Source organism: Microbaculum marinum (assembly GCF_037855135.1).
Taxonomy (GTDB): domain Bacteria; phylum Pseudomonadota; class Alphaproteobacteria; order Rhizobiales; family Tepidamorphaceae; genus Microbaculum; species Microbaculum marinum.
On sequence record NZ_JAZHOF010000004.1, the window covers coordinates 66,303 to 91,716 of the forward strand.

At 65.2% G+C, this 25,414-nt stretch carries 24 protein-coding genes; 7 read left to right on the forward strand and 17 right to left on the reverse strand.

What is annotated here, in order from left to right:
• Window positions 1-125 precede the first annotated feature (125 nt).
• Window positions 126-779 carry a LysE family translocator gene (locus V3328_RS10325; protein ID WP_340329571.1) on the forward strand — a complete coding sequence of 218 codons (654 nt, stop codon included), beginning with the start codon at window positions 126-128 and terminating at the stop codon, window positions 777-779.
• Between the two features lie 53 nt (window positions 780-832).
• On the opposite strand, the gene V3328_RS10330 is transcribed toward V3328_RS10325, so the two are convergent.
• Window positions 833-1,579, reverse strand: a complete 747-nt coding sequence (locus V3328_RS10330; protein WP_340329572.1) for a hypothetical protein — start codon at window positions 1,577-1,579, stop codon at window positions 833-835.
• Between the two features lie 441 nt (window positions 1,580-2,020).
• Here V3328_RS10330 and V3328_RS10335 point away from each other — a divergent pair, with 441 nt between their 5' ends.
• Window positions 2,021-2,410, forward strand: coding sequence for a hypothetical protein (locus V3328_RS10335; protein WP_340329573.1), 390 nt, complete (start codon window positions 2,021-2,023; stop codon window positions 2,408-2,410).
• A gap of 163 nt (window positions 2,411-2,573) precedes the next feature.
• On the opposite strand, the gene V3328_RS10340 is transcribed toward V3328_RS10335, so the two are convergent.
• The 3 genes from V3328_RS10340 to V3328_RS10350 form a co-directional block, all read right to left on the reverse strand.
• Window positions 2,574-3,530, reverse strand: a complete 957-nt coding sequence (locus V3328_RS10340; protein ID WP_340329574.1) for a lysophospholipid acyltransferase family protein — start codon at window positions 3,528-3,530, stop codon at window positions 2,574-2,576.
• A 162-nt stretch (window positions 3,531-3,692) separates the two neighbouring features.
• Complete coding sequence (locus tag V3328_RS10345; protein WP_340329575.1) at window positions 3,693-4,184, reverse strand: DUF2852 domain-containing protein; 492 nt, start codon at window positions 4,182-4,184, stop codon at window positions 3,693-3,695.
• A 135-nt stretch (window positions 4,185-4,319) separates the two neighbouring features.
• Window positions 4,320-4,958 (reverse strand): TetR/AcrR family transcriptional regulator, encoded by a 639-nt coding sequence (locus V3328_RS10350; RefSeq protein ID WP_340329576.1) that lies wholly within the window; start codon window positions 4,956-4,958, stop codon window positions 4,320-4,322.
• A gap of 234 nt (window positions 4,959-5,192) precedes the next feature.
• Here V3328_RS10350 and V3328_RS10355 point away from each other — a divergent pair, with 234 nt between their 5' ends.
• On the forward strand, window positions 5,193-5,828 hold the full coding sequence (locus tag V3328_RS10355) for a hypothetical protein (RefSeq protein ID WP_340329577.1): 636 nt from the start codon (window positions 5,193-5,195) through the stop codon (window positions 5,826-5,828).
• 39 nt (window positions 5,829-5,867) lie between these two features.
• Here V3328_RS10355 and V3328_RS10360 read toward each other — a convergent pair whose 3' ends face one another.
• The 7 genes from V3328_RS10360 to V3328_RS10390 all read right to left on the reverse strand — a co-directional run bounded on the left by V3328_RS10360 (window position 5,868) and on the right by V3328_RS10390 (window position 12,775).
• Window positions 5,868-7,220, reverse strand: coding sequence for an MFS transporter (locus V3328_RS10360; RefSeq protein WP_340329578.1), 1,353 nt, complete (start codon window positions 7,218-7,220; stop codon window positions 5,868-5,870).
• 116 nt (window positions 7,221-7,336) lie between these two features.
• The gene (locus V3328_RS10365; protein ID WP_340329579.1) at window positions 7,337-8,467 is read right to left on the reverse strand and encodes a serine hydrolase domain-containing protein; all 1,131 of its coding nucleotides are present in this window, start codon (window positions 8,465-8,467) and stop codon (window positions 7,337-7,339) included.
• Between the two features lie 134 nt (window positions 8,468-8,601).
• Window positions 8,602-8,970, reverse strand: coding sequence for a hypothetical protein (locus V3328_RS10370; RefSeq protein ID WP_340329580.1), 369 nt, complete (start codon window positions 8,968-8,970; stop codon window positions 8,602-8,604).
• A 180-nt stretch (window positions 8,971-9,150) separates the two neighbouring features.
• A complete protein-coding gene (locus V3328_RS10375) occupies window positions 9,151-9,978 on the reverse strand; it encodes an alpha/beta fold hydrolase (RefSeq protein ID WP_340329581.1) in 828 nt (275 codons plus the stop codon).
• 71 nt (window positions 9,979-10,049) lie between these two features.
• Window positions 10,050-11,189, reverse strand: a complete 1,140-nt coding sequence (locus V3328_RS10380) for a M64 family metallopeptidase (protein ID WP_340329582.1) — start codon at window positions 11,187-11,189, stop codon at window positions 10,050-10,052.
• A gap of 83 nt (window positions 11,190-11,272) precedes the next feature.
• On the reverse strand, window positions 11,273-12,004 hold the full coding sequence (locus V3328_RS10385) for a hypothetical protein (RefSeq protein WP_340329583.1): 732 nt from the start codon (window positions 12,002-12,004) through the stop codon (window positions 11,273-11,275).
• 93 nt (window positions 12,005-12,097) lie between these two features.
• Window positions 12,098-12,775 (reverse strand): extensin-like domain-containing protein, encoded by a 678-nt coding sequence (locus V3328_RS10390; RefSeq protein ID WP_340329584.1) that lies wholly within the window; start codon window positions 12,773-12,775, stop codon window positions 12,098-12,100.
• A 153-nt stretch (window positions 12,776-12,928) separates the two neighbouring features.
• Between V3328_RS10390 and V3328_RS10395 the strand changes: the two genes are divergently transcribed.
• Both V3328_RS10395 and V3328_RS10400 read left to right on the forward strand, forming a co-directional pair.
• On the forward strand, window positions 12,929-13,567 hold the full coding sequence (locus V3328_RS10395; RefSeq protein ID WP_340329585.1) for a CGNR zinc finger domain-containing protein: 639 nt from the start codon (window positions 12,929-12,931) through the stop codon (window positions 13,565-13,567).
• Between the two features lie 23 nt (window positions 13,568-13,590).
• On the forward strand, window positions 13,591-14,070 hold the full coding sequence (locus V3328_RS10400; protein WP_340329586.1) for a hypothetical protein: 480 nt from the start codon (window positions 13,591-13,593) through the stop codon (window positions 14,068-14,070).
• 22 nt (window positions 14,071-14,092) lie between these two features.
• Here V3328_RS10400 and V3328_RS10405 read toward each other — a convergent pair whose 3' ends face one another.
• The 4 genes from V3328_RS10405 to V3328_RS10420 all read right to left on the reverse strand — a co-directional run bounded on the left by V3328_RS10405 (window position 14,093) and on the right by V3328_RS10420 (window position 21,437).
• A complete protein-coding gene (locus tag V3328_RS10405) occupies window positions 14,093-15,469 on the reverse strand; it encodes an extensin family protein (RefSeq protein WP_340329587.1) in 1,377 nt (458 codons plus the stop codon).
• Window positions 15,470-15,758: 289 nt separating this feature from the next.
• Window positions 15,759-19,487 (reverse strand): methionine synthase, encoded by a 3,729-nt coding sequence (gene metH / locus V3328_RS10410; RefSeq protein ID WP_340329588.1) that lies wholly within the window; start codon window positions 19,485-19,487, stop codon window positions 15,759-15,761.
• 24 nt (window positions 19,488-19,511) lie between these two features.
• Window positions 19,512-20,417, reverse strand: coding sequence for a methylenetetrahydrofolate reductase [NAD(P)H] (metF, locus tag V3328_RS10415; RefSeq protein ID WP_340329589.1), 906 nt, complete (start codon window positions 20,415-20,417; stop codon window positions 19,512-19,514).
• A complete protein-coding gene (locus V3328_RS10420; RefSeq protein WP_340329590.1) occupies window positions 20,418-21,437 on the reverse strand; it encodes an ArsR/SmtB family transcription factor in 1,020 nt (339 codons plus the stop codon).
• 291 nt (window positions 21,438-21,728) lie between these two features.
• On the opposite strand from V3328_RS10420, the gene tsaA reads away from it, so the two are divergent.
• Window positions 21,729-22,238, forward strand: coding sequence for a tRNA (N6-threonylcarbamoyladenosine(37)-N6)-methyltransferase TrmO (tsaA, locus tag V3328_RS10425; RefSeq protein ID WP_340329591.1), 510 nt, complete (start codon window positions 21,729-21,731; stop codon window positions 22,236-22,238).
• Window positions 22,239-22,633: 395 nt separating this feature from the next.
• Complete coding sequence (locus V3328_RS10430) at window positions 22,634-23,857, forward strand: sensor domain-containing phosphodiesterase (RefSeq protein WP_340329592.1); 1,224 nt, start codon at window positions 22,634-22,636, stop codon at window positions 23,855-23,857.
• Between the two features lie 43 nt (window positions 23,858-23,900).
• Here the strand turns inward: V3328_RS10430 and V3328_RS10435 are convergent, their stop codons facing one another.
• Window positions 23,901-24,674 carry an enoyl-CoA hydratase/isomerase family protein gene (locus tag V3328_RS10435; protein ID WP_340329593.1) on the reverse strand — a complete coding sequence of 258 codons (774 nt, stop codon included), beginning with the start codon at window positions 24,672-24,674 and terminating at the stop codon, window positions 23,901-23,903.
• Window positions 24,675-24,685: 11 nt separating this feature from the next.
• Window positions 24,686-25,393, reverse strand: a complete 708-nt coding sequence (locus tag V3328_RS10440) for a B3/B4 domain-containing protein (RefSeq protein ID WP_340329594.1) — start codon at window positions 25,391-25,393, stop codon at window positions 24,686-24,688.
• Window positions 25,394-25,414: the final 21 nt, after the last annotated feature.

The window sequence follows — 25,414 nt, forward strand, 5'->3', positions numbered from 1 at the left end:
ATTGCGATTCAACGGATGCTGCAGCCGGCTCGCGCACGCGTGCAAAAGTCGCCGACTCCGTATACCTTCCCGGCAATTCTCGTGCCCGCGATAGCCGCGGCGAAACTCCGGCCGGATTGCCCGTCATGACCGCCCCGTCCCTCCTTTCCGCCCTGCTCGCCCTTTCCGCGATCCATCTGGTCGGGGCCATGGTGCCCGGGCCCAACATCGTGGTCACGGCTCACGTCGCCGGCACTCGCGGCGCGCGGCAGGGGCTGTTGTGTGTGGCGGGTATCGTTGTCGCCACGCTCACCTGGGTCAGCCTGACGCTCGCAGGTGTCGGAATCGTGCTGCAGGAGTTGGGCGCGCTCTACAACGGCCTGAAGCTCGCCGGCGCCGCCTACCTCGTCTGGCTCGGCGCCCGCATGCTGTGGGGCGCGATTTGGCAGGCACCCGGACCGCGGGCGGCAGCCTCGGAACCGAAGCGGCTTCCCGTCGCCGCCTTCCGGCTGGGGGTGCTGACGAACCTCGCCAACCCGAAATCGGCAGTGTTCTGGACCTCTGTCTTCATCGTCGCGGTTCCCCCGTCTGCGCCCGTCTGGTTCTACGTCGCGGTGATCGCCATCATCGGCATCCAGACGGGGCTTTGGTACGGGCTGGTCGCGCTTGCCTTCGCAGCGCCGCCGGCACAGGCGGCGTTTCAGCGCATGAACCGGTATCTCGCCGGGCTTGCCGGTTCGCTGATGATCGGCTTCGGAATCAAGCTCGCTCTCGGCACCGACGACGCTGCGGCACGCTGAGCCGGGCTGCCGCACGGCTTGGATGCATGCGGTCGAGCGCATTTCGCTCGGCCTCAGTCTCGGGAAATGCTCCCGCCGAACGCGCCGCGCCACCAGATATCCGTCAGGAAATCCGCGAGCGCGTCTTCGTCCTCCGCCAGATCGGTCAGCTCGGGGTCCCTGCGCAGGTAGATCCGCGCCAGCAACGCCTCGACCATGCCCGCCAGCGCGTAGGCGAGCGGCAGCAACTGCGCCGGCGTCTGCCTCGGCGCCCCCGGCATGGCGCTCCGTCCCCTGGCGATCCACGCAGCGATCCGCATGAGCCACTCCCAGTAGCGGGCCTGCACCGCCGCGGCGGTGTCGCCGTTCATGATGGCAGGCTCGGGAGCGATCAGGCAGGCCATCAATGCGCCGTTGTCCCGGAACAGTGCGACCTGAACCAGAAAGATCGCCCGGACGCGCTCCCGAGAGCCCGCATCGCCTGCCCCCGCGCCGTCCAGCGAGCTGCGGCAAAACTGCGAGAACGCGTCGATAAGGGCATCCATGCCGTCGGAGGAATCGGCGAAGTAGCGATAATAGGTGCCGTGTGCCGCGCCGGCGCCGGCCGCCACGGCCGCTACCTTGACGCCCGATCGTCCGCCCGTCGCCAGTTCGCGGGCAAGGCTCGCCAGCAGCGCGTGCCGCGTGCGCTCCGTTTTCCGCAAACCGGCATCGCGTGCCTTGACGAGCAGGAGATCCGCGAAGTCGTAGCTGGCGCCCTGAATGTGATTTCCTCCGGAAGCCGGACCACCCGTCGCGGTTGCGCCCCTGTCCGAGCCCACGGATCGGTTCAGCGGTCGCTGGAGTCGCTCAATCCGGGAGCCCCAGTATCCGCAACTGACAGTGATATCATTATCACCGACTATAGAGAAATACAATGGCCTGAAGGGTTTCAGTCAGATCCTCGCCTGCCCGCGGTCATTTCCCTGCGAAGATGGTGGCCCTTGGAGCCGGCGTGATGCGTTCCGGCACTGGAATTGGCGGCCATTCTGCATCCCCCCGGCAGGTGAAGCAATTCGACGCCGGACCTCATCGGCACGCCTCGATGGATTGGCGAATAACGCCGAACCGTCCATTCATCGACGCGTGCTTTCCGGCCCAAGTCTGACCCAGCGCACCCGGCAGCCCGCCTCGGCACATGCGCTTGCCTTGAGGAGCACCCGCCACGCACTACTTCCAGCGTCACTGTGTGATGCGACCGATGAAGGTTGCCGGAGGCTCCGATGAAACGACTCGTGAGATACCTTTCGCTTGTCCTCTTCACCCTGGTCCTGGCGGGTGCAGACTTCGCACACGCCCAGGGTCCCGGCAGCTATGCCCGCCGTACCGGACCGCTCGGCGGACCGCTGCGCCTCGAGGCGAACTTCGTAGCCGGCGACACCTGTCAGGCCGCACTGTCGGCAAAGCGCGGTGCACCCGCCGGTCAGGCCATCGGTCCCGACACCATTCCGGTCACCATCGTAATCGGGCCAAATCCCAAGGGCTGCGGCACCAGTCGCGTCGTGACGCGCATCATGACCCTCGGGGGACCGAAGGAGATCAACATTATCCAGATCTTCTTCGTCAATCCGGCCGGCCGAATCCTCAAGGTGGAGCGGATTTCCGCCGGCTGACGGGACGGGCCACGCCCGCTCCCGCGGCGTGACGATGTAGGCTGCAGCGAAAGCAGTCCTCGACGCCGAAGGTCCGGACTGCCGGACGTGATGCGACCGGGACCCTGCGTGGCCACGACGACCTGAGATCAGGCGACGGCACTCCACACATTGTCAGGCCCTGTTAGGTCGATGCCTGTTTTCGGCGGAAGCGACTGCTTCCCCGGATCCTCCCCTGGCGCATCCAGTCGAATTCGGCGGTCGGCGCGAGCGCATAGGTGCGGCGCCTGAGTTCGCCGGTGAGCGCCGCCTTGTCCCGGTAGGCTTCGAGTGCCTCGAACGCAACGGGCTCGCCGATCGTCACGTCCACCCGCGTGCCGATGCGCCGCGTGGTTTCCCGGAACAGGAGCGACAGTCGCAGGGTCAGGCTCAGATGACTGGCGATCTGGAACAGCCGGCTGTTCTGGCCATGGAAATGGATCGGAACCACGGTCGCCCGAGCCGCGCTCACGAGCTTCGCGGTGAAGGGATGCCAGGGCAGATCGTAAACCGGCCTGCTGAACACCCGCTCGCTGGTTGCCACTCCGCCGCCGGGAAAGATGCCGATAGCCCCGCCCTCGGCCAACCAGGCTTGGGCAGCGCGGCGCGAGGCGACATTGATCGCCAGGGACTGCCGCGTTTCTCCGAAGGCGACCGGCAACAGGTGCGCCCGTGTCTCCGGCACCCGGTAGAGCACGTCGTTCGCGAGGATCTTTGTCTCCGGCCGCACCCGCAGCGCAAGTGCGGCGAGCACTATTCCGTCCAGCACGCCGTAGGGATGATTGGCGACGAATACGACCGGGCCGGATGCGGGGACCGCGCGCAGTGCCTCCTGATCGAAACGGACCTCCAGCGCCAGGAATCGGATCGCTGCGTCGAAGAAGCTTTCTCCTTCCAGGCGGCCCCGACGCTGATCGTCGTAAAGCTGCTTGAGACGCCGTTGTCCGCCGGCCAATTCAACGGCGCGGATCACCGCCTGCTGAAGCAAGGGTAGGTCAGGGCTGGAGTAGGAAAAGCGGGCCGCATCGGGGAACTCGCCCCGACCCTCGATGGTCCTGAAACCGGGATCCAACATCATGACCCGCTTTTGGCGGGATTCCATGACATCTTCGCCGCGCTGGCGTGACCGTTCGGTGACTCAAGGAATTGGCGACAAACGAAAGGCCGCGCATCCGTTCCGACGCGCGGCCATGCGACCGGTCAATTTGGAGATTTCGGCGGCGCGACATTCCTGTCCGGGCGCCGCACCGGAATGGTTCGGCCGTCAGGCCGGCGCGCCCTCACCCGTGTTGATGATCGGACCGCCACGGCTCGCCATGAAGCGATCGAACTCCTCGCGATCCTTCTTGCGCTTCAGTTCGTCGAGGAACTCGCCGAATGCCTTCTGCTCTTCTGCAAGACGCTGGCGCTCGCGCTCCAGGCGCTCCAGTTCCGCGGCCTTGTATTCCTCGAAGGCCAGGTTTCCGGTGCTGCGGCGCAGACCCTCGCCGCGGTAGCTGCGACGTGACCAGCCGCCATTCTGCCTATGCCTGTACATGGCCTTTGCTCCCCAGATTTTCCAAAGCAGGAACGCCAGTCCGATCGGCCAGAACACGATGAAGCCGACGATCGTCGCGACGATTTCCCAAGTCTTCCAGGTGGCAAATGGACCCCACCTGCTGTTGCTGGCGTCGTCGCTGCGGGCGCTTTCCGAAGAGCCGTTACCGCTGTAGACGCCCGGGCCCCAGGATTCGGCCCAACTTGCACCGCATGCCATCGTGGCACCTCCCATCAGATGTTAACAGGATTTACATAGTCCCGGCTTTGCACGTTCGCAAGACCTGCAGTGGGAAAAATCGAACGCGGCCGGGCGCGATTTCGAACCCGCTTTCCGCCGGCGATATTCCTGCCGTCAGTCCCGCCCGGCACCTCGGACCAGCGCATCCACGCCGCTCGACAGGATCTCGGAGGGATCCGGCACCCCCGGTCCGCGCGGCAAGCGACCGGCGGCCGCGAGGGTCGCGATGCCGTGGGAAAGCGCCCAGACATTGAGCGCAACGACGCGCGGGTCGGCGCCGCCGAAGGCCTCTTCGCCGTAGGCCTTGGTCAGGCCGGCAACCAGGATCGAGAATGCGCCGGCGCCTGCATCATGATCCGAGGCGCCGACGGCTTCCGCGTCGAACATCGCCTCGTAGTATCCCGGTTCCTCGGCGGCGAAGGCGAGATAGGCCTCGCCCAGCTTGCGGAACGCGTCCGCAGGATCCGCGCCGGTTTCCGCCGCTCCCCTCAGACGGTCCGAGAACAGTTCGAAGCCGCGGTCGGAGACCGCCCCGATCAGCGCCGCGCGGTCCTTGAAATGACGGTAGGGCGCCGCCGGACTGACGCCGGCGAGCTTCGCTGCGTCCTTGAGGGTGAACCCGGCCGCCCCCTTCTCCGCCAGCAACTGCCGTGCCGCTTCGATGAGGGCTTCGCGCAGATTGCCATGATGGTACCCGCGCCGGCGCGCAAGGCAGGGGCCGGCGGTCGGGGCAAAGGAGGATGCGTGCTTCATGCGCGCGAGTATGCCGGAGCGTGGCGGCGCCGGTAAAGCGGAGAGGTATGACGGCCGCCACGAGCGATGGCTCGGGCATGCGGATCGGCACTGCTGCGCCGCGTACTCCGATCGTGAGGGAACTTCGAAACGATTGAAACATTTGCCCTTCGTCGCGGACATCGCGCTGAAATTGGACGCTGCGACGTATCCGCGCTTCGATCAACAACCCCCAGACGTCGAGGGAAAAGACAAATGGCAGTTTCGGGCCGGACGGTGTTTAGCGCGGGTATCCTCTGCGGCGCAGCACTGCTTGCCGCGACGTTCCTGTCGTCGTCGGTCGATGCGGACACCACTGTCGCCGCATTGAGCACTCCCGAGACGGCCAGTGCCGAGGCCGGGCCGACACGTGAGAACATCGCCGCCCAGCTTCCCGCCGTGCGATTGGCGTCCCGGCGGATCTGCGAATCGGGGTTCGACATCCAGACCGGCAACCTGACGCCGCGTCCCGCCGGTGCCGGCGATCTCGCGCCGGCGGCGTCCGTTGAAATGGCCAAGCCTTGCGACGGCCCGGTCCTCGTGCGGTTTTCCTCCGGCGTGCTGGCGCCGGGCGGGGGCAACGGCCTGTATGTCGTCCTGGTTGCCGAATGCCTGGGCAACGGTGGCTACGCCAACCATTGTGCTCCGGGCGAGACCCACACGGCCGCACCCGATTCCAGGGGCGTGCAGCTGGTTTCCGGCCCTGCCTCGGGTGCCCCCGCCGCCGCACAATGGATCTACCCCGACCTGAAGCCAGGGATATGGAAGTTCGTGGCCCGCCCCGCCCACTACGGGGATGGCGAAGTCACCCTTTCGGGACGCGGCCTGTCCGTGGCAGCGTTCAAGGGCTGAGATCCCTCTTCCTCTACAGCAAGCCTGATCCCGGCTCTTCTACGAGGGCGGCTGGACGGCAGGGTGTGTTGGAGCCTGCCACCGAGCCCGCCTGGCCGCCTGTCCGGCGACAAGCCGCACCTTGCGCGGACTGGCCATCCAGATGCATCCCGCCGACACGAAGCTCATGACGAAGCAGACCGCGAAGGCGGGATCGTATGAGCCGGCATGGTCGAAGATCGCACCGGTCACCCACGGGCCGACGCCGGCACCGACATTGGCGCTGATCGTGCTCACTGAGAAGATCGTGGCGAACCGCCGGCCCGCGAAGATCTCCGCAGGGATCGCCCCGAACAACGAAGCCAGGCCATACCCCAGAAGCCCCTGTGCCGCCGCCATCAGATAGACGAGCCACCGGGCCGGGTACTCACCGAGGGCGATCAGCGCGACATAGGTCAGGGCAAAACCGATGCAGGCGAGCGTCCAGGCCCATTCCCGTCCGATCCTGTCCGACAGTGCGCCGATGCCGATCTGACCGCCGATGCCGAAGAATCCGACGAGGCCCAGCGCCAAGGCGGCTTCGGGGGCATCGAAACCGATGTCGATCAGGTATCGGGTCTGGTGGACCTGCACCGAATACCAGGCGTAAAGCCCGGAGGCGGCCCCCGCCGAGATCCACCAGAACCGTCCGGTCCGCAGCGCCTTCGCCAGCGTCCAGTCGACCCCGACCCAGTCCTGATCGACCACATTGTCGATCGCGGGGGACTCGTTTCCGGCCTTGTCGCGTCTGGCTCCTCCGTCGGGCTCCAGGCCGATGTCCGATGGCCGCCGTCGCTGCAGAACGGCGTTGAGCGGGATGATCACGACGACAATCGTCACCGCGATCGCCACGCAGGTGGCCCGCCAGCCGGCCGATTCGACATAGAACTGGATCAGCGGCAGCAGCACGATGGCGCCGACCCCGACCCCGGCAAACGCCAGTCCGACGGCAAGGCCGCGCTGCCTGATGAACCAGTTGGGCAGGAACATCGAATGGCCGATATAGCTCATGCCGACCGAGGCGCCGACGACCAGAAGACCGAGGCTGAAATACAGCATCGCAGGCGTGTCGATGCCCGTGGCGACCATGAAGCCGATCGACACGATCACCGCGCCAAGCGGAATCACCAGGCGCGGCCCCCAGCGATCCATCATCAGACCGAACAGAGGGGCTGAAATCGTCGCGGCCATGAAGCCGATGGTGAACGCGATGGCTGTTGCGCCCCGCTGCCAGCCGAACTCGTCGAGAATCGGCGGATAGAGCAGGCCGAAGGCGGTGCGGGCGTTCACCGCGATCGCCATCGTGACGAAGGCGACGGCTACGACCACCCACCCATAGAAGAACGGCAGGCGGAGGGGCGGAGAAGCGCTCATGGATATGTTCCGGCGGCGGGAACGGCCAATGTCGGAAATTATGAGAAGGCGAACAAGTCGTTACCGCCAAAGTTCAGGCCGGACTGCGGGAACTCGTCCGGACGTATCGCCTGGCGTCAGTATCCAAGCATCGAGCTGATCTCCTTGAAGATCGGCGCGGACGGATTCGTGTCGATATCGCTTTTTGCGCCGTGCGTGATCACCACCACGAGGGTCACGTCCTCGGAGGCCAGATAGCCGGCGGTTCCGCCGTAGCCGCCGAAGGCGAAGGTCTTCTGGATCCAAGGAGCCACGAATTCCATGCCGAGACCGAAATAGCGGTCGGGCGTCATCGGGCCGAAGCCCACATTCGTCTCGGCCTTCATCTCAGCCAGGCTTTCATCGGAGATTGTCTCGCCGGTCGCGACCGCGCGCATCAGCTTGGCGGTGTCCGCAAGGTCGCCGTTGAGCGACCCGGTATAGGAGGTCCAGGAGGGGCTCCAGTAGGTCGAATCCTCGAGGATCCCCCGTTCCGTGGTGAAGGCGTGCAGCGGCGGGTCAGGGAGCTCAGCCGTGGTCCAGATCTTGGTCTGCATAAGGTCGAGCCGATCGACGATGCGGTCCTGCAGCAGCGTCTCGTAAGGCTTGCCTGTTGCTGCCCCCAGCGCCTGACCGAGTACGATGAAGTTGGTGTGGGCATACAGGAAATCGGTGCCGGGCTCGAACTGCATGCCCTGCTCGAACGCGACGTCGAGCAGTTCGCGGTCCGACCATTCGTAGAACACGTCCTCATAGAACGCGTCGGTGAACTGCGGCGCCGAGATATAGTCCGCATAGCCTGAACTCGAATCCGCCAGCATCCGCAGCGTGACCTTGTCGGCATCGGGATATTCCGGCAACCAATTGTCGATCGTGTCATCGAGCGAGACGACGTTTTCGTCCACAAGTTGCAGCAGGATCGTTGTCAGCGAAGCGATCGCCATCGCGCCCATGCGGTAATGCATGTCGGTCGATGCCGGAACGCCGCTCATCGACGTGCCCGCAGCCCCGAGCACAGGCTCGCCGTCTCCCTTGGCTATTGCGACGAGCAGCGCGGAGACGCCGTACTTCGCGTGCAGGGCCTCGAGCTTGTCCATGACGGAGGCGCTTGCCTCCGGGAAGTCTCTTGCGACCGCATTGGACTGATCGTCGGCGCGTGCAGCAACCGGCAGAACGGCACCGGCCACGAACAGCATCACGGCCACTGGAAATGCGGGTAGGATCTTCATCCAGCGTCTCCACGCAGAGAAGGGCGGGCGGGCAAGCGGCCTCGACAATCTACCGCACGCTGTCGCGGTGTGCCAACGCCGCCGGGGTGCGAAGACTCAGCATTTCTGCTCGATCGCTTGTCCGGCCAGTGCGCCTAAAGCCGCGCCTCGCTGCCCAGATAGGTTACCGCGGTGACATTGCCCCTCGGTCCCACGACGCAGCGCCAGGGAGCGCCGGATGCCGGATAGCCGACCATCACCACCATCTCGACCTGCGTCCCCTGGCTGCTGATGACCCCGACGTCCTCGGCATTGGTCTGCTGCTGGACCGCCTTCACGCAGATGTCCTCGGCGGCAAAGTTCGGTGCCTGCGGCGGACGAAGAGGTCCCGTGCGAGTGGTCGCGGCCATCGACGCAGCCGATGTCGGCGCCGAGGTCTGGGCACCATTGCAGCCGGCCAGGGCCAGGCCTGCCAGCGCCAGCGACACGATTGCCGGCGCACCGAACTTTTGCGTATTCATCATCAAGCCGTCCCGGATTCGCTGTCCAAATCAGGATAGATCCTGCGCCAGCCTGAAACGTGGCCGGACGCGATTCGCAAATCCTGCCCAGTACTGACCGCCCGATGCAAGGGCATCGGCCGGGATACCGGCATGCGCTGGTGCGGTTGCGAGTCGACAACCGGTGAAGAAGGGATCGCGCGTCTATCCGCTGCCGGACCGCAGAAACGGCAGGAGTTTCTCGAGAACCGTCTCCGGGTTCTCGAGTTGCGGAAGGTGTCCAAGGCCGGGCATCGTCGCGAACTCGGACCCAGGCATTCTGCTGTGCAGGCTGCGCCCCCGCTCGAGCGGTATCCACGGGTCGTCCTCCCCCCACAGGATCCTGACCGGGCACCGTACGCTGCCGAACATAGGCTCGATCTCCGCGGTATAGCGCTCGTCGGCCTGCGCGAACTGATTGTAGAAGCTGATGCGGCCATTCTCCGACAGCCAGGGCGCCACCAGGGCCTCCAAGTCCTCCGGGAGCAATTCACCGACGAGGGCACCTTTGATGTAGGCCCTGACGACGGCTTCGTGGATGTGCGGCGGAAGCCCCGAGAACGCCTCGGTGTACCTTCCGACATGATCGAAGAAGGCGGAGCCCCAGGGACGCATGGCCACGACATTCATGAGCACCAGCCGGTCGTACTCGCAACCATGCAGCAGATGCGCACGCAATGTGATCGCGCCGCCGAAATCGTGGGCAACGACACGCGGCTTCCGGAGGTTCCAGTGATCGAGCATGGCGGAGAAGATCTCCCCCTGCACGTCGAGCCCCGTTCGCTGCCCCGGCTTCATTTCCGATTGGCCGAAGCCGGGCATGTCATACCAGTGCACCCGGAAGTTCTCGGCAAGCCGGGGGAGCACCCTGTGCCAGGAGTACGATGACCAGGGCCAGCCGTGCGCCAGCACCAGCGCCGGGCCGTCTCCCGCAGACCCTGCGGCAACCCGTCCGGCGGACGTCGCGACGCTGTCACGAAGATGCCATTGCATTGCCTGCTCCGACAGTCCGAGGCGAATTGTTGTCGGGCGGTGAAGCCGGTTCACCCTTCGCTCGCCCGAGCTTACTTCCGCTTGATGACTCGCCAGTTCCTGGTCTCGATCAGCACGCCTTTCGGATCATTGCGGACCAGCGGCGTGCCATCCCTGACAGAAAGCGTCAGCGTCGATCTGCGCCCGCTGATGTCGCCGAACCGCACCTGCGACGCCTGGCGCTTCGATATTCGCTTGCCGTCCAGCCGCCACACCGTCGAGATCGTCTTGAGGCGCTTGTCGGCGAGATCGGACTTGAAGCGCTTCGAGGTGCCCCTCGCCAGGCGGACCTTGTCGCTCTTCGGTTTCACGGAATCGAGGGGCCGGATCGTCTCGTAGAAGCGGCGGACGAACTGCTCGCTGTTCACCGGCCCGGCCGGCGCGCCGTTGGTCCGCATGATCGAGTCGTATGTCGGCCGGAACCATCCTTCCGCGCAATGGTAGGCGCCTTCGTAAAGACCTGTCCCGTGGTCGCCGTCGTCGGGGGTCGGCAAGGTCTGCTTCTTCGGGATCCAGACCTTCCAGGGAATTTGCGGCTTCTTCCTCTTCTGGGTGACGTTGAAGCCCCAGGGGTCATCGTAGCGTCCGCAGTTGTCGTCGATGTATTCGTCGTCGAGGTGGCCGAAGCTGTGGCCGAACTCGTGGACCGCGACCTCTCGGCTCAGCTCGTGCGTAGAGGCAACGGCGTAGTCGCCACCGGAGCCGCCGTACTCTTCGTCGTTGACGAGCACCAGCACCATGTCGATCTGGTTGCGCTTGAGGTTGTCGAGGACCACTTCCTCGACCCTGTCGTCGTCCGCGCAAAGCAGTCGGCGGATGTCGAAGCAGCCGAAGCGCGATCCGTAGACGTTGTCGACGGGCTCATCGGGCCGCGAGGCGCCGGACTGCCTGCTCGGCGTCTCGATCCGCAGCGCGTTGAAATATCGCCGGTACGTCTTGAATGGCTGCTGCATCAGCATGTAGTCGAGGAACTCCTCGGCATCTTCCTCGAACTTGTCCATCTCGCGCGCCCGGTAGCCGTCACCCAGGATGACGACGTCTATCCGGTTCCGAGACGGGCCGGTCTTCAGCATCTGCTCGACGGTGGCCGATTCCCCGGCAGCTGCCTGCGTGGCGGCTGGAGTCGCGACGAGTGCCGTCGCCGCGCCCGCAACAAGGGCGCCTGCCAGCATGTTTCGCAAACATCCCGCGAGGTATCGGATTTCCACGGGGCCCTCCTTCAGAATTCTCTTGAAACGATCGCGGCACGAACCGGCTATTGCAGGTTGACCTCGGCGACCCCTGCTGCGGCCCCCTTCGAGGGTGCCGTTATCCGCAGGGCCGCGATCGCCGGATCGGCGGGAATGTCGGCGCGAACGGTCGCCTCGGTGCGGTAGAAGTCGGTGCGGCCAGTGAACCGTCCGTCCTCGTCCACGGCCTCGTAGCGCACCAGCCTCGGGTCGGGCACCACCGTGCGGTAGAGCTCCTCGCCGGCGGTGTCCAATGCGCGCACCAGCAGCATTCCCGGTCCGGCCTCTCGGGCCGGCGGAGCGACGGCTGCGCCGGTGCGTCTGCCGACCACCGAAGCGGTGTACGGTGTCGCCGCAAGTTCCGAGGCGGCCACCGCCTCCGCACCCGTCTCCGACGCGTTCAGTCGGATCTCGTAGGTGACGAACTCGTGCGGCGTCTCCTGCTGCCGAGCCGGCACATTGCCGCGAACCAGGCGCACCGTACGGAGATCGGGGTCGGCAAGCAGCCGCTCGTAGCCATTCCGGCTGGTACGGATCAGCAATCCGGTCCTTCGTTCGGCGACGAAAGTCAGAGGTGCCGGCTTTGCGATATCGGCCAACTGCGCGATCGCCCCGTCCAGCGCCGTATCCTGGTCGAAGGCAACCCTTACAAGCAGTTGCTCCGCCGAAACGGACTCTTTCGGCGCCGCCATGCCGAAGCAGAGAAGGCAGGCGATTGCGGCCAGAAGCGCGCGGCGAGCCGACTTTCGAGCTTTCATAATGCGTCCCGATCAGACCTGTATTGCAACCAGACATAACGTTGCGACAGGCATGCCGCAACCTTGAGCCGCAGCCCCGGAGCCGGCGACCGGTCACTTGCAGTAGTGGTACGAGCCGTCCTCGTTGTGACGGGCGAGATCCAGGTGGAAGTGATTGTAGTGATGGCTGTCGCCGTCCGGGCCGATCACGGTCGTGAACAGTTTGCACGCGCCTGAGTGGGCCTCGCGCAGAAAGGCCCGGTCGGCGGCGCTGCCGCGCCAGCCGTGCTGCACGGTGACGGTGCGACCGTCGGACAGGGTGAAGGCGCCGATGTCGAGGGCGTTGCCGAAGGAGTGCTCCGATACCTTGGCATAGGCCTTGGAATTGCGCGTCCGGCACGAATAGGAGGCCATCACCTGAACCTTGGTCACGTAGGCGCCGTAGATCCGAGCGGCCGCCGGCTGCACCACGTGATAGAACCAGCCGTCGACGGCGGCCGTCATCGGGCAGTTGACGACGGCGGGTGTCGAATAGGCCACGTAACCCTGCAGCGCTCCCGAGACCTTGAGCGGATACCAGATGCCGCAGGCACCCTTGTCGTTGATGCGGCGCATCCGTTCCACGAATGCGCTCGACTCGTAGCCCCCCTTGCCCATGCAGATCGCCTCGGCGTCCTTGCGCCAGGCCTGGTCGCGCCACGAATAGAGCGACCGGTTCGCGCAGCCGCTGAACACGAACAGGAGCGCGCCGACGAGCAGGATGGCGACTGTGCGTTGGCCGGAATGAGTCATGCAGGGATCATTCGGAAGCGAGAGAAACGCGCGGTTAAGAAGCAGGGTAAAAATTCCGTTGCTGTGCAGTCCCGTCATTGGCGGCCACAGGGATTGCCGAAGGCTGACAAAGGCAGTATGTAACCAGTAACATCCGATTTACCGGTTTATGGGATGCCCTTTGCCTGGACCGAGCGGCAGTTCGTCGGCGGCGCGCTGTGCCTCGACTTTGCCAATACCGTCTACTACGCGGATGATGCCGCCCGGCGCGGCGACCGTTTGCGCGACGGCGCCGACATCGCAGCCTGGCTCGCCGCAGCTATCCGGTTTGATGCGGCGACGTGCTACATCCCGCTGATCACGGTACCGGACTGCAGCTTCGATACCCCCGCCGTCCTCGACATGCTGGCGCTGCGCCAGTCGATCGACGAGCTGTTCCGAACCGCGGCCAGCGGGATGGCGCCGCCATCCCTGGCCTTCCGGCCCCTGCTATACGCACTGGGCAACGCGATGTCGGAGGTTGCCGTCGACATCGGCGCGGATGGCCTTGTTCCGAAGATTGCTCCCGCCGCAGGCGCCTCCCCCGCTACCGCTCGCGCGGCGCTCGCCCATTCCGGGCTGGCCCTCGCCCAGTCGCCGGTGATCGCCCAGGTCAAGAGTTGCCCCAATTGCAACTGGCTGTTCGTCGACCGTTCGCGCAACGCCAGCCGCGTCTGGTGCGACATGCTCACCTGCGGCAACCGCGCCAAGGCGCGACGCCACCAGATCAGAAAGCGTCCTAATCTAACTATAGTACCGGATTTTGACGGTTAGCTCACTTGCTGGGAGGAGTTCCTATGCCTGCCGTGGTTGCCGGAGCAGTCGCCGCGCTCAGAGGTCTGGTCGTACTCTGCCTACTCGTCCTGGCAGCCGGCTGCGAGCCGTCCGACGGGCCCTATGTCGAGGTGTCGGGTGGCGGCTTCCAGTTCAACTACCGCCTATCCGAAGCGACCTACACGATGGTCGCCACCAGCCGGCGCACCATCCCGGAAGGCACCGTATTCGTTGCCGAATTTGAAGATCCGGCAGGCGGCGAACCGCTCAGGGTCCAGGCCGTCTCGACCGCAGGACAGAAGCGCATTGCCATCCAGTCGCCCCCCGTACGGGGAGTCCAGGAGGATGTGCCCTACAAGGTGGTTCTCACACTCAGCGCGCCGGATGGCTCCCTGATCGAGACCCACGAAAAGAGCTACACGTCCAAGATCGGGTCGGACGTATTGCCGGAGCAGCCGCCGACGATCGGCCCGGGCTACACGAAGAATCCCGCCGCTCGGTAGCGGGTCCGTTTCTCCGGCTTGGCTACTGGCAATATGTGGTGCGCCCGTTGGCGCCGCGCGGTTGCAGGTCGATGTGGAAATGGTCCCGGTGATACTCGTCACCCTCGGGTCCGATGACGGTCGTGAACGGGCCGCAGGCCTTGCCGTGGATTTCGCGGAGGAAGCGCGCGGCAGCCGTTTCCTCCTTGTTGAACCCCTCTGTTTTCGGAATGGAATCCGGTTCGGCGGGCGCGTCGGACCCGTCTTCTGAGGCGTCGGCCTCCGCCATCTCTTCATCGGACGGGCCTTCATGGCCCGCGTCCGAAGTCGGGTCTGTCTCGGTTCCCGATGCAACAGCAGCATCCGCTGCCGGCACGCTTCCCCAATCCGCAGAGACCGTGATCACACGGCCATCGGCGAGCATGAAGCTGGAGAGATCGATGGCATTCGCCTTGCCGTGCTCGCTTGGTTCGGCATCGGCCACCCCGTTGCGGGTCCGGCAGACATACGATCCGGCGATGCCCAGGCCCGTCAGATCGGAGCCGAGGATCTCTCTCGCGGCCGGCTCGATCACCTCTTCCACGAACGCGTCGAGCCTGTCGACCATCGCACAGTTCAACTCGGCCTCCGGCGCCAGCGTGATCGCGCGATCGGTTCCCACCGACGATACCGCGTAGACAGCCGGCACCACGCAGCCCGCCGGATCCTCGATCGGCTTCAGCGGTCGGCCGGAGACCCTGCCCTCCTCGATCGCTGCGCAGGCCGGCGACATCGCGTCCTCGGCGAACAGAGGCGCCTTCGGTCCGGTCTCCTCTCCAGCGGCCTCGTCTGCGCGCACTTCGCTCGCCCCGGGCTCGCCTTCCGCGGTCTCATTCTCGGGCTTCTCCTCCGGCAGGGGTGGTCCGGCCTCGTCCGGCCTATCCTCCGGCAACGGCGCGGCGGCCTCTGCCGGCTTCTGTTCGGGTACGGGAGCAGCCGCCTGCTCGGGCTTCTGCTGAGGCAATGGAGTGCCGGCGTCGGCTGGTCCTTGTTCGGAATTCGGCGTCGCAACACCTTCCGGTCGGGCTTCCGGCAATGGCGCCTCGACCCCGCCAGGAGCCCGCTCGGGCTTGTCTGCGGGAAGAGGCGGTGCGCCGGCCGGCTCGTTTGCCGCAACCTCGACAACCACCGCTTCGCTGCGGGGCCTGTCAGGCGGCAGCGGAACGGCTTCGGCTGCGTCTTGTGGGCTTTGCTCGGAAGGTTGGACGCTGTCCACTGCCGGTTTGCCGATCGGGAGCGGGGCTTCGACCTGCTGCGGACGTTCGCGCGGCACAGGCACCGATTCGCGGGCCCCGCTCATGTCGGCCGCGGCGACGAGCCCTCCGGCTCCCAGCAGGACGGCGATCCAGAGCCGTTCAAGTCGTACTGTCGTGCTGCCCATTCGACGCCGCCGATTCGCTTTGCGGCCTAACAAGATGGACGCATTCGTCCACAGTGACTAGCGCGAATCGAAGTCCATATTGCGGCGCAGCAACGAAAATTCTTCGTCTTGCCGCCGGCTCACGTTACACTTCTGTGACTGGGGAGATGCGGGAGACGGAACATGACCAGCATCCGACGATTACAGTTCCTGATGACCGGCGCGGTGTTCCTGTTCGTCGCGGCAATCGTGTTCGGAGCCCTGTGAGGCTCCGTTTTGATTCCTGGGGCGGCCTGATTTCACCAGGGGATCACGCCGCCCGCGCCGTGGGCAGGTAGGCAAGCACCGGAGCGAGCCAACGCTCCGCCTCATCGATCGACCAGTTCTTGCGGGCCGCGTAGTCCGCGATCTGATCGCGTTCGATCTTTCCGAGCCCGAAATAGCGGCTTTCCGGATGGGAAAAATATATCCCGGAGACAGATGACCCCGGCCACATGGCGTAGGAGTCGGTCAATTTGACCCCCGCCGCCGCTTCGGCGTCGAGCAGGTGGAACAACGTCCCCTTCTCCGTGTGGTCAGGCTGGGCAGGATACCCCGGCGCCGGCCGGATTCCCTCGTACGTCTCCGAGATCAGCTCGGCGTTGCTCAAGGTCTCGTCCGGAGCGTAGCCCCAGAACTCGCGGCGCACGCGTTGATGCATGTGCTCGGCGAATGCTTCCGCAAGACGGTCGGAAAGCGCCTGGAAAAGGATCTTCGAGTAGTCGTCGTTCGCCTGCACGAAGCGCGAGATCGTCGCGTCCTCGCGATGTCCGGCGGTCACGACGAACCCGCCGACGTAGTCGGCGAGGCCCGTCTCGCGCGGGGCGACGAAATCGGCAAGCGCAATGTTCGCCCGGGTCGAACCACTGCGAGACATCTGCTGCCTGAGAGTGTGCAGGGTCGTCAGGCCCTCCCCGCGCGTGTCGTCCCGGAACAGGGCAATATCGTCGCCATCGGCGTTGGCGGGCCAGAACCCGATCACCGCGCGCGCCTCGAGCAGGTCCTCTTCGACGATCCGGTCCAGCATCTCCTGTGCATCGGCAAAGAGCTGCCGCGCTGCCTCGCCCTGGCGCGGGTCGTCCAGAATTTCGGGAAACCGGCCGCTGAGTTCCCACGTCTGGAAGAACGGCGTCCAGTCGATGTACCCGGCCAGCGTCTTCAGGTCGTAGTTCGTGAACGCCTTTGTGCCGAGCAATGTCGGCTTCGGCGGGACATACCCGGACCAATCCAGGCTCAGCCGGTTCGCTCGGGCGTCCTCGATCGTCAGCCTTGCCTTGCTGTCCTGCGCACGAGCGTGCCCGGCGGCGATCTTGGCGTATTCCGCCCGGGTCTTTTCATACAGCGTCGGCCGGCCCGTCTCCGACATCAGGTTGGAGACGACGCCGACCGCACGGCTCGCGTCCGTCACATAGATTGCCTGGCCGTGCGAGTAGTTCGGGTGCACCTTGACGGCGGTGTGGATCTTGCTGGTCGTGGCCCCGCCGATGAGCAGCGGCAGGTCGAAGCCCTGCCGCTCCATTTCGGCGGCAACGTTGCACATCTCGTCGAGAGACGGCGTGATCAGACCCGACAGGCCGATGATGTCGGCCTTCTCGGCCCGGGCCGTCTCCAGAATCTTCTCCGCCGGCACCATGACGCCGAGGTCCACGACCTCGTAGTTGTTGCACTGTAGCACCACGCCGACGATGTTCTTGCCGATGTCGTGGACGTCGCCCTTGACCGTCGCCATCACGATCTTGGCTACGGCCTTCTGCGCTGCCGCGCCCGACGCCGCCCTCTCCTCTTCCATGTAGGGTTCGAGATAGGCGACCGCCTTCTTCATCACGCGCGCCGATTTCACGACCTGGGGCAGGAACATGCGGCCCGAACCGAACAGGTCGCCCACGACGTTCATGCCGTCCATCAGCGGCCCCTCGATCACCTCGAGCGGCTTCGAGGCAGCCTGGCGCGCCTCCTCGACGTCTTCCTCGATGAAATCTGCGATACCGGCAACGAGCCCGTGCTCGATACGCTTTCCGACCGGCCATGACCGCCACTCAAGCGTCTTGGCCTCCTTCTCCTCGCTGCCGTCCTGCTTGAAACGTGCCGCAGCGTCGACCAGGCGCTCGGTGGCGTCCGGGCGGCGATTCAGCACCACGTCCTCGCACAGGTCGCGCAGTTCGGGGTCGAGATCGTCGTAGACGCCGAGCTGGCCGGCATTGACGATCGACATTCCCAGACCGGCCTTGATGGCGTGGTACAGGAACACCGAGTGCATTGCCTCCCGCACTGGCTCGTTGCCGCGGAACGAGAACGACAGGTTCGATAGGCCGCCCGAAACATGCGCGTGGGGCAGGTTCTGCTTGATCCAGCGCGTCGCCTCGATGAAGTCGACTCCGTAGTTGTCGTGCTCGGCAATGCCGGTGGCGACCGCGAAGATGTTGGGATCGATGATGATGTCTTCCGGTGCGAGCCCGGCCTTGTCGACCAGCAGGCGGTAGGACCGCTCGGCGATTTCGATCTTGCGCTGTTGGGTATCGGCCTGCCCGTCCTCGTCGAACGCCATCACCACGACGGCGGCACCGTAGCGGCGGACCTTTTCGGCCTGCTCCAGGAACGCCGCCTCGCCTTCCTTCAGCGAGATGGAATTGACCACCGCCTTGCCCTGCACGCATTTCAGGCCGGCCTCGATGACGGACCACTTCGAGGAGTCGATCATCACCGGCACGCGCGAGATGTCCGGCTCGGCGGCGACCAGGTTGAGGAAGGTCGTCATCGCCTCGGCGGAATCGAGCAGCCCCTCGTCCATGTTCACGTCGATGATCTGGGCGCCGTTCTCGACCTGCTGGCGCGCGACGTCCAGCGCGGTCGCGTAGTCACCCTCCTTGATGAGCTTGCGGAAGCGCGCGGAGCCAGTGACGTTCGTGCGTTCGCCGATGTTCACGAAGTTCGTCTCTTCTGTCATCGTGAACGGCTCGAGGCCCGACAGCCGCATGTACGGCTTCATGGCGGCAATGCGCCGCGGCGGATGTGCGGAAACGGCGTCTCGTATCGCCGAGATATGGGCCGGCGTCGTGCCGCAGCAGCCGCCGACCACATTGACGAGCCCGGCCTGCGCGAACTCGCCGATCAGGGCCGCGGTCTGGTCGGGGCCCTCGTCGTATCCGCCGAAGTGATTGGGCAGCCCGGCGTTCGGATAGGCGCAGATGAGCGTATCGGCAACTCGCCCCATCTCGGCAAGGTGAGGGCGCATCTCCGTCGCACCGAGGGCACAGTTCAATCCCACCGTCAGCGGCCTGGCGTGCCGGACGGAATACCAGAACGCCGTCGGCGTCTGTCCCGACAGCGTGCGGCCGGACAGATCGGTGATCGTGCCGGAGATCATCACCGGAAGTCTTCGGCCGATCCGGGCGAAAACCGTTTCGATCGCAAAGATCGCGGCCTTGGCGTTGAGGGTATCGAAGATCGTCTCGATCAGGATCAGATCCGCGCCGCCCTCGATCAGCGCGCCCGTGGCCTCGGCATAGACCGCGGCCAACTCGTCGAAGGTAACCGCCCGATAGCCGGGGTCGGTGACGTCGGGCGAGATCGACGCGGTCCTGTTCGTCGGGCCCAGGGTGCCGGCAACGAAGCGGGGGCGGCCGTCCGCCTTTTGCGCAAGGTCCGCGGCCTCGCGGGCGAGCCGGGCACCCTCGCGATTGATTTCGGCGACGAGATCCTCGGCGCCGTAGTCGGCCTGTGCGATCGATGTGGAGGAGAACGTGTTCGTCGACACGATGTCGCTGCCGGCAGCGAAATAGGTGCGGTGAATGTCGCGAATGGCCTCGGGCTGCGTCAGGTTCAGGATGTCGTTGTTGCCCTTCAGCGGCTTCGTCCAGCCTGCCAGACGCTTGCCCCGGAAGTCCGCCTCGTCCAGCTCCAGCGCCTGGATCTGCGTCCCCATTGCGCCGTCAAGCAGCAGGATGCGGTCGGCGGCGAGCCGACGTAAGTCGCGCTCGGTTTCAGAGCGGTACTCGGACATGTACTTCCTCTTGGATCTGTGTGTTCAGGCCGCCGCGTCGGTCGTCATCGCCCTGAGACCCAGCATGTGGCAGGTCGCATAGACGAGTTCGGCCCGGTTCAGCGTGTAGAAATGGAATTCGTCGACGCCGTTGGCGGCGAGGTCGAAGACCTGCTCGGCGACCACCGTCGCGGCAACGAGGCGGCGCGTGTCCGGATCGTCATCGAGGCCCTCGAAGCGCTCGGCGAGCCAGCCCGGCACATGCGTGCCGCAGCGGCCGGCGAAGCGCGCCGCCTGGGAGAAGTTGGAAATCGGGAAGATGCCCGGGACGAGGGGAATGTCGATGCCGCGCTTCTCCAACCGGTCGCGGAAGCGATAGAAGTGATCGTTGTCGAAGAAGAACTGGGTGATCGCCCGGCTCGCTCCTGCATCTACCTTTGCGGCCAGCACGTCGATGTCAGCATCGAAGTCTCGCGACTCCGGATGCTTCTCGGGATAGGCGGACACCGACACTTCGAGGTCGCCTGACCGCTTGATGGCGGCGACAAGCTCGGCCGTCGTCTGGAATCCCTGCGGATGCGGAACGTAGGCTTCGCCGACGCCTTCTGCAGGATCGCCGCGCAGCGCCACGATGTGGCGCACGCCGACCTGGCGATACGAATGGATGACCTCTTCGAGCGTCGCCCGGCTTGCATCGACACATGTCAGATGCGCAGCCGGCTCGATGTCGGACACCCGGCGCATCCGTGCCACGATCTGGTGCGTGCGGTCCCGCGTCGAACCGCCCGCTCCGTATGTGACGGAGGCAAAGCGCGGTCCGAGCGGGGCGAGCCGCTGGAAGGCGGACCACAGGGAGGCCTCCATTTCCGCCGTCCTGGGCGGGAAGAACTCGAATGAGACCGCGAAGCCGGGAACGGCACGCGAATGGGGGGGAGCGAAAGTCGTCGTCATTCAGGCAGCCTCTTCCGATGCGCCGCGCGGGATGCGCTGGCCGGTGTCCGTGCCGAGCCAGACCGATACGGTCAGCCGGCCGATCTCCGCGAAATCCGTATGCTCGGGCGGGAAATCGACCTGACCGCTCAACTCGACGCCGGCGGCCTTCATCCAGTCGGCGATCTGTTTGCGTGAAAATCCCAGGCGCAGGTGCGCCTGGTCGGCGCGTAGGAACTCCAGACCGTGCGGCGCGAAGTCCACGACCAGCAGCCGCCCCCCCGGCTTCAGCAGGCGGGAGGCTTCGGATATGGCGCGGTCGGGATCCTGCAGATAATGCAGTACTTGGTGGATCACCACGAGGTCGGCGATGCCGTCCTCCAGCGGCGGGTTGTAGATGTCGCCCTGCCGGAGCTGGCAGTTGCGCAGGCCCTCGCGCTCCAGACGGCTGCGAGCGTAGGACAGCATGTCGTGGGAGACGTCGACGCCAATGCTGCGTTCGGTATGCGGCGCGAAGACCTCGAGCATGCGGCCGGTGCCGGTCCCCAGATCGACGACGAGGCCGAGCTTGTCCTCGCCGACCAGTTGCAGCAGGCCCGCCTCGATCTTCTGTTCGTTGGCGTGCAGCGAGCGGATCTGGTCCCAGCGGCTCGCGTAGGCGCTGAAGTAGCGGGCCGCCACCTCCGCATTCGCCCTGCGCACGGCTTCGAGCCGCGCCCGGTCGCGCGCCAGCACAGGGTCCGAACGATCGAGGCGCGCCACGATCTCCCGGCAGATCTCCCCTGCCGGGCCGGCATCCGCGATCCGGTAGAACGCCCAGGATCCCTCGGCGAATCGCGTGATCAGACCAGACTCCGCGAGCAGCTTCAGATGCCGGCTGATGCGCGGCTGGCTCTGGCCGAGGATGTCGGTGAGGTCCTTCACGCTGCGCTCTCCTTCCGCCAGCAGTGCGAGCAGGCGCAGCCGCGTTGGCTCGCCGGCGGCGCGCAAGGCATTCAGGAGCCCATCGGTGGAGATCGGCAGCATCTCATCGATCCTCATGTGCTAATATCGATATAAAGATATCTTTATGTTGTCAACTCGATCTCGGGCAGACCGCTACACGAGGAGGCGAGGAACCGCACCTTGGCGGCACCGTGGAGGCACCTGGAGGTACCTTGGAGGCCCCCCTTGGCGCACCCTTGGAGGCGCCCCTTGAGGCGCACCTTCTAAACGCCCCTTCGAGGCGCACCCTCGCGACGCGACTTCGCGGCGCACCTTCGGCACTTGTCGTTGGCAGACGGCTGCTCCGATCGGCTAACGTCGCCCGATCACCTGATAAGGAGTTTCGACATGCCGGCGGGTTCGACCCTCACGTTCATCGGCCGCATCCACACCCCCTGGACGCAAACCGGCAACTGCCCGAGGAACTCCATGGAGAGCGATGAAATCTGCAGTATCAGCGTCGATCAGCCCTATCGGACGGGCTTGGCGTCACTCGAAACCTGCACGCACGCGATCGTTCTGTACTGGCTCCACGACGCCGCCAGGAACGTGACGACGCTGACCCCGCCGAATGACCATGTGAGCCATGGCGTATTCGCGCTGCGGTCTCCGGTACGACCGAACCCGATCGGCCTTTCGGTTGTCGACATCGTCGCCGTCGAGGCCGACGGGCTCAGGGTACGCCATATCGACTGCCTGGATGGCACGCCGCTGCTCGACATCAAGCCTTATTTCGCGTCGACCGATTCCAAACCGGACGCCAGGGTCGGATGGCACGAGCGCCGGTCCAGGCCGCTTGCGCGGCGGAACCCGGGAACAGGACAGAACCGGTCAGGTGTTCGGCAGGGCCCGGGGTAGCGGCAGTTCTTCAGCCCGAGGAAGAGGCAATCGCCAGTTCAAGTCGCGGCGTCGGAGGGGCAAGCCGCCGACACTCACGAATTCGTGATCGGTCCTAAGGTCAACCAATCGACCGCGTGCTGCGTTACCTCGTCTGGTCGAAGCACCAAAAGTTAGAACTGTGATCCTGTCTGAGGTGTTTCCAGAGGCCCCGCCAGCAATGCGTTCTGCATATGCCTTTGGAATCCAGTAACCGAGCCGCAAGCAAATACATGCAAAAATGTTTAGCTGGCGCATATTGTAAGTTAGCGACGACCTTACCATTTTCGGGATCATCAACCGCGATGACGCCAGGCTAGATCGTGTCACAGGACCGCTCACCTCTGCTCAGCCTACTGAGAAGTTCCGACACCTCCGTGGACGAAGGCGACACCGTCGTCAGGCAAGCACTGAAGGTGATGCGCGAACATCTTGGGATGGAGGCGGCGTATATTTCCGAGATCGTCGACGGCCGCTCGGTGTTTCGTGTCGTCGACGCGCCGGGCCAGGAGCATCTCATAAAGGTCGGCGACAGCCATGCGCTTGAAGACGTGTACTGTCCGCTCATTCTCGACGGACGCCTTCCCGAACTGATCCCTGACACGGCAGATGAGCCACTGGCGGTCGCACTCCCCATCACCGCAGCTGTTCCGATCGGTGCACACGTTAGCGTGCCGCTGCGGCTGTCGAACGGCCGCGTCTACGGAATGTTCTGCTGCCTGTCCTTCAAGCCAGACAAGACGCTCAACAAACGCGACCATACGATGATGCGCGCCTTCGCCGATCTGGCCGCACGCGAGATCGGCCGTGATCTGGACAAGCGAAAGCACACAGACGAACGACTTGCCCGCATATCGGAGGTCATCAGGGAGAACCGCTTTTCAATCGTCTACCAGCCGATCTGGGACCTGGAATCCCGACGTCCCGTCGGCCTCGAGTGCCTCACCCGCTTCACCGCCGAGCCCCTGAGGTCACCTGATCGATGGTTCGAAGAGGCCGCCAGCGCCGGCATGGGTGTCGATCTGGAAATGGCAACCCTGAAACGCGCCGTCGCCGTGTTCCCGCAGCTTCCGCCTGGTACGCACCTGTCGATCAATGCCTCCCCGGAAACGGTGAACTCGGAGGCATTTCAGAACCTGATGACTCGGCTTCCGGCGGAGAGGTTCGTGCTCGAGATCACCGAACACGCCCTGATAGACGATTACGCTTCCATAAATGCGCGTCTGAAGCCGCTCCGCGAAAGGGGCCTGCGCATCGCCGTCGACGACGCGGGGGCGGGATATTCGTGCCTTCAGCATATCCTTCAGCTGCTTCCCAATATCATCAAGCTGGACATGAGCCTGACGCGCAACATCAACGTGGATCCCGTGCGCCGGGCATTGACCGCCGCCCTCGTCGGCTTCTCCGTGGAGACCGGCAGCAGGATCGTCGCCGAAGGCGTTGAATCCATGTCAGAACTGAACACGCTGACCGCCCTGGGCGTGCAGAAGGGCCAGGGCTATTTGCTGGGCCGCCCGGTGCCGTTCGCGGCCGCTCTGGGCAATTTCGAGAAGTACGGCTTTCCGCATGCGGACTGCGTCGCCGCTTCGCCGCGGTCATAGCCTTCCGGCACGACAGGGCGCCGCGACCTCGCGATCCGCGTAGTCAGGATCCCGATTTCGCAAACCGTGCCACGGCGCGGCGAAAATCCTCCGAAAGCCAGGCCAGCGCGTGCTGATCCTTGTCCAGCCGGCTCTCCGCGAAACCGGAGCCGCGGATGGACTCCAGCTGTCGCTTGACCATTCGCGTCGGCGCCGGCGGACGGGATCCAAGGACCTCCGCCATCGCAAGTGCCGCATCGAGCGCAGCGGTTGCGTGGCTCACCTCGTCGACGAACCCGCGCCGCAGCGCCTCGTCGGAGTCCCACTGCTCGCCGAGAAGCAGCAGCCGCCGGGTGGTCTGCTCCCCGATCAGGCTGACCAGGCGCGGCACCGAGTGCCATCCCATGTTGAGGCCGACGGCCACCTCGGGAGCGGCAAACCGGGCCGCGACGCCGGCAATCCGGAAATCGCAGATTGCAGCCAGGGCAAGGCCGCCCCCGATACAAGGTCCCTCGATGGCGGCAATGGTCGGGATCTCGACCGAAGCCCATGCCCGCACCATCCGCGGACCGCATTCGGCAAGGGCGCGCACCTCGTTGAGGCTCATGCCGTCCAGCCGGGCGAAGGCAGGGTCGCGCAGGTCCATTCCGCCGCAGAAGACCCCGGCTGCGCCGGTCAGGACGATCGCCGCCGTGTCGCTGTCCTGCTCGAAGGACCGCGCGGCTTCGGTCAATGCATCCATCATGGCGAAGTCGATGGCATTGGCGCGGCCCTGCCGGTCGAACCGAACGATTGCACTCGACCCCCGGCGCTCGATGGTGACTGCGGGGTGCGTCATGCAATCGCCTTTCAGGGCATCCGGAGATCGACGGAGGGCTGTGTCGCAGAAGCCCGGGTGACTGTGGCGCGGCCACCGCAGCTAACCTCGATCAAGTGGACCAGATCCGTCACCGCCGCGTCGAGATCGCCCCAGCCGTTCGCCTGGACGGTGACTATCGCGCGCCGGGTTCCGGGCGATACCAGAGATCGCTGGTCCTGGCGCCAGTTCCAGCGCCGGCACAGCACCTTGGCCGCGTCGGAATACACCACCTCTCCCGGCTTCGGCGGGTCGTTCGTCTCCTGTCCGCTTGCCATGTCGAGGAAGGTATCCCCGGGACGGGAATATCGGAAGGCCACGTCTCCGACCACCTTGTCCAGGTCGTCTGCGCCGAGCGGAAGGACGTGCGACAGCGACACTGCGTTGTAGGAGTCGACGAACCCGTTGATCGGCGGCAACGGACGGCCCGCAAGCGCATTCTTAACCAATCTCTCGACCGATGAGCGGTAGCTGGTCTTCCTGATGCCGAAGGCCCGGTACGCACGCCGCCAGGCAGCAATCCCCGGGATCGCCGACAGTTCCATGCCCGCCCAGCGCCGCATGACATCCGCCTCGCGCTCGCCGATCAGGTCGTGCAGCGAGGCGGGACGGGTCTCGGGGATCGAAAGTCCGCCTGCGACGACGACAGCGACGCAGAAGTCGGGGAAATCGGCGGCGATGTCGGAAATGTCGATGCGCATCACCGCGTGATGCCGGATTTC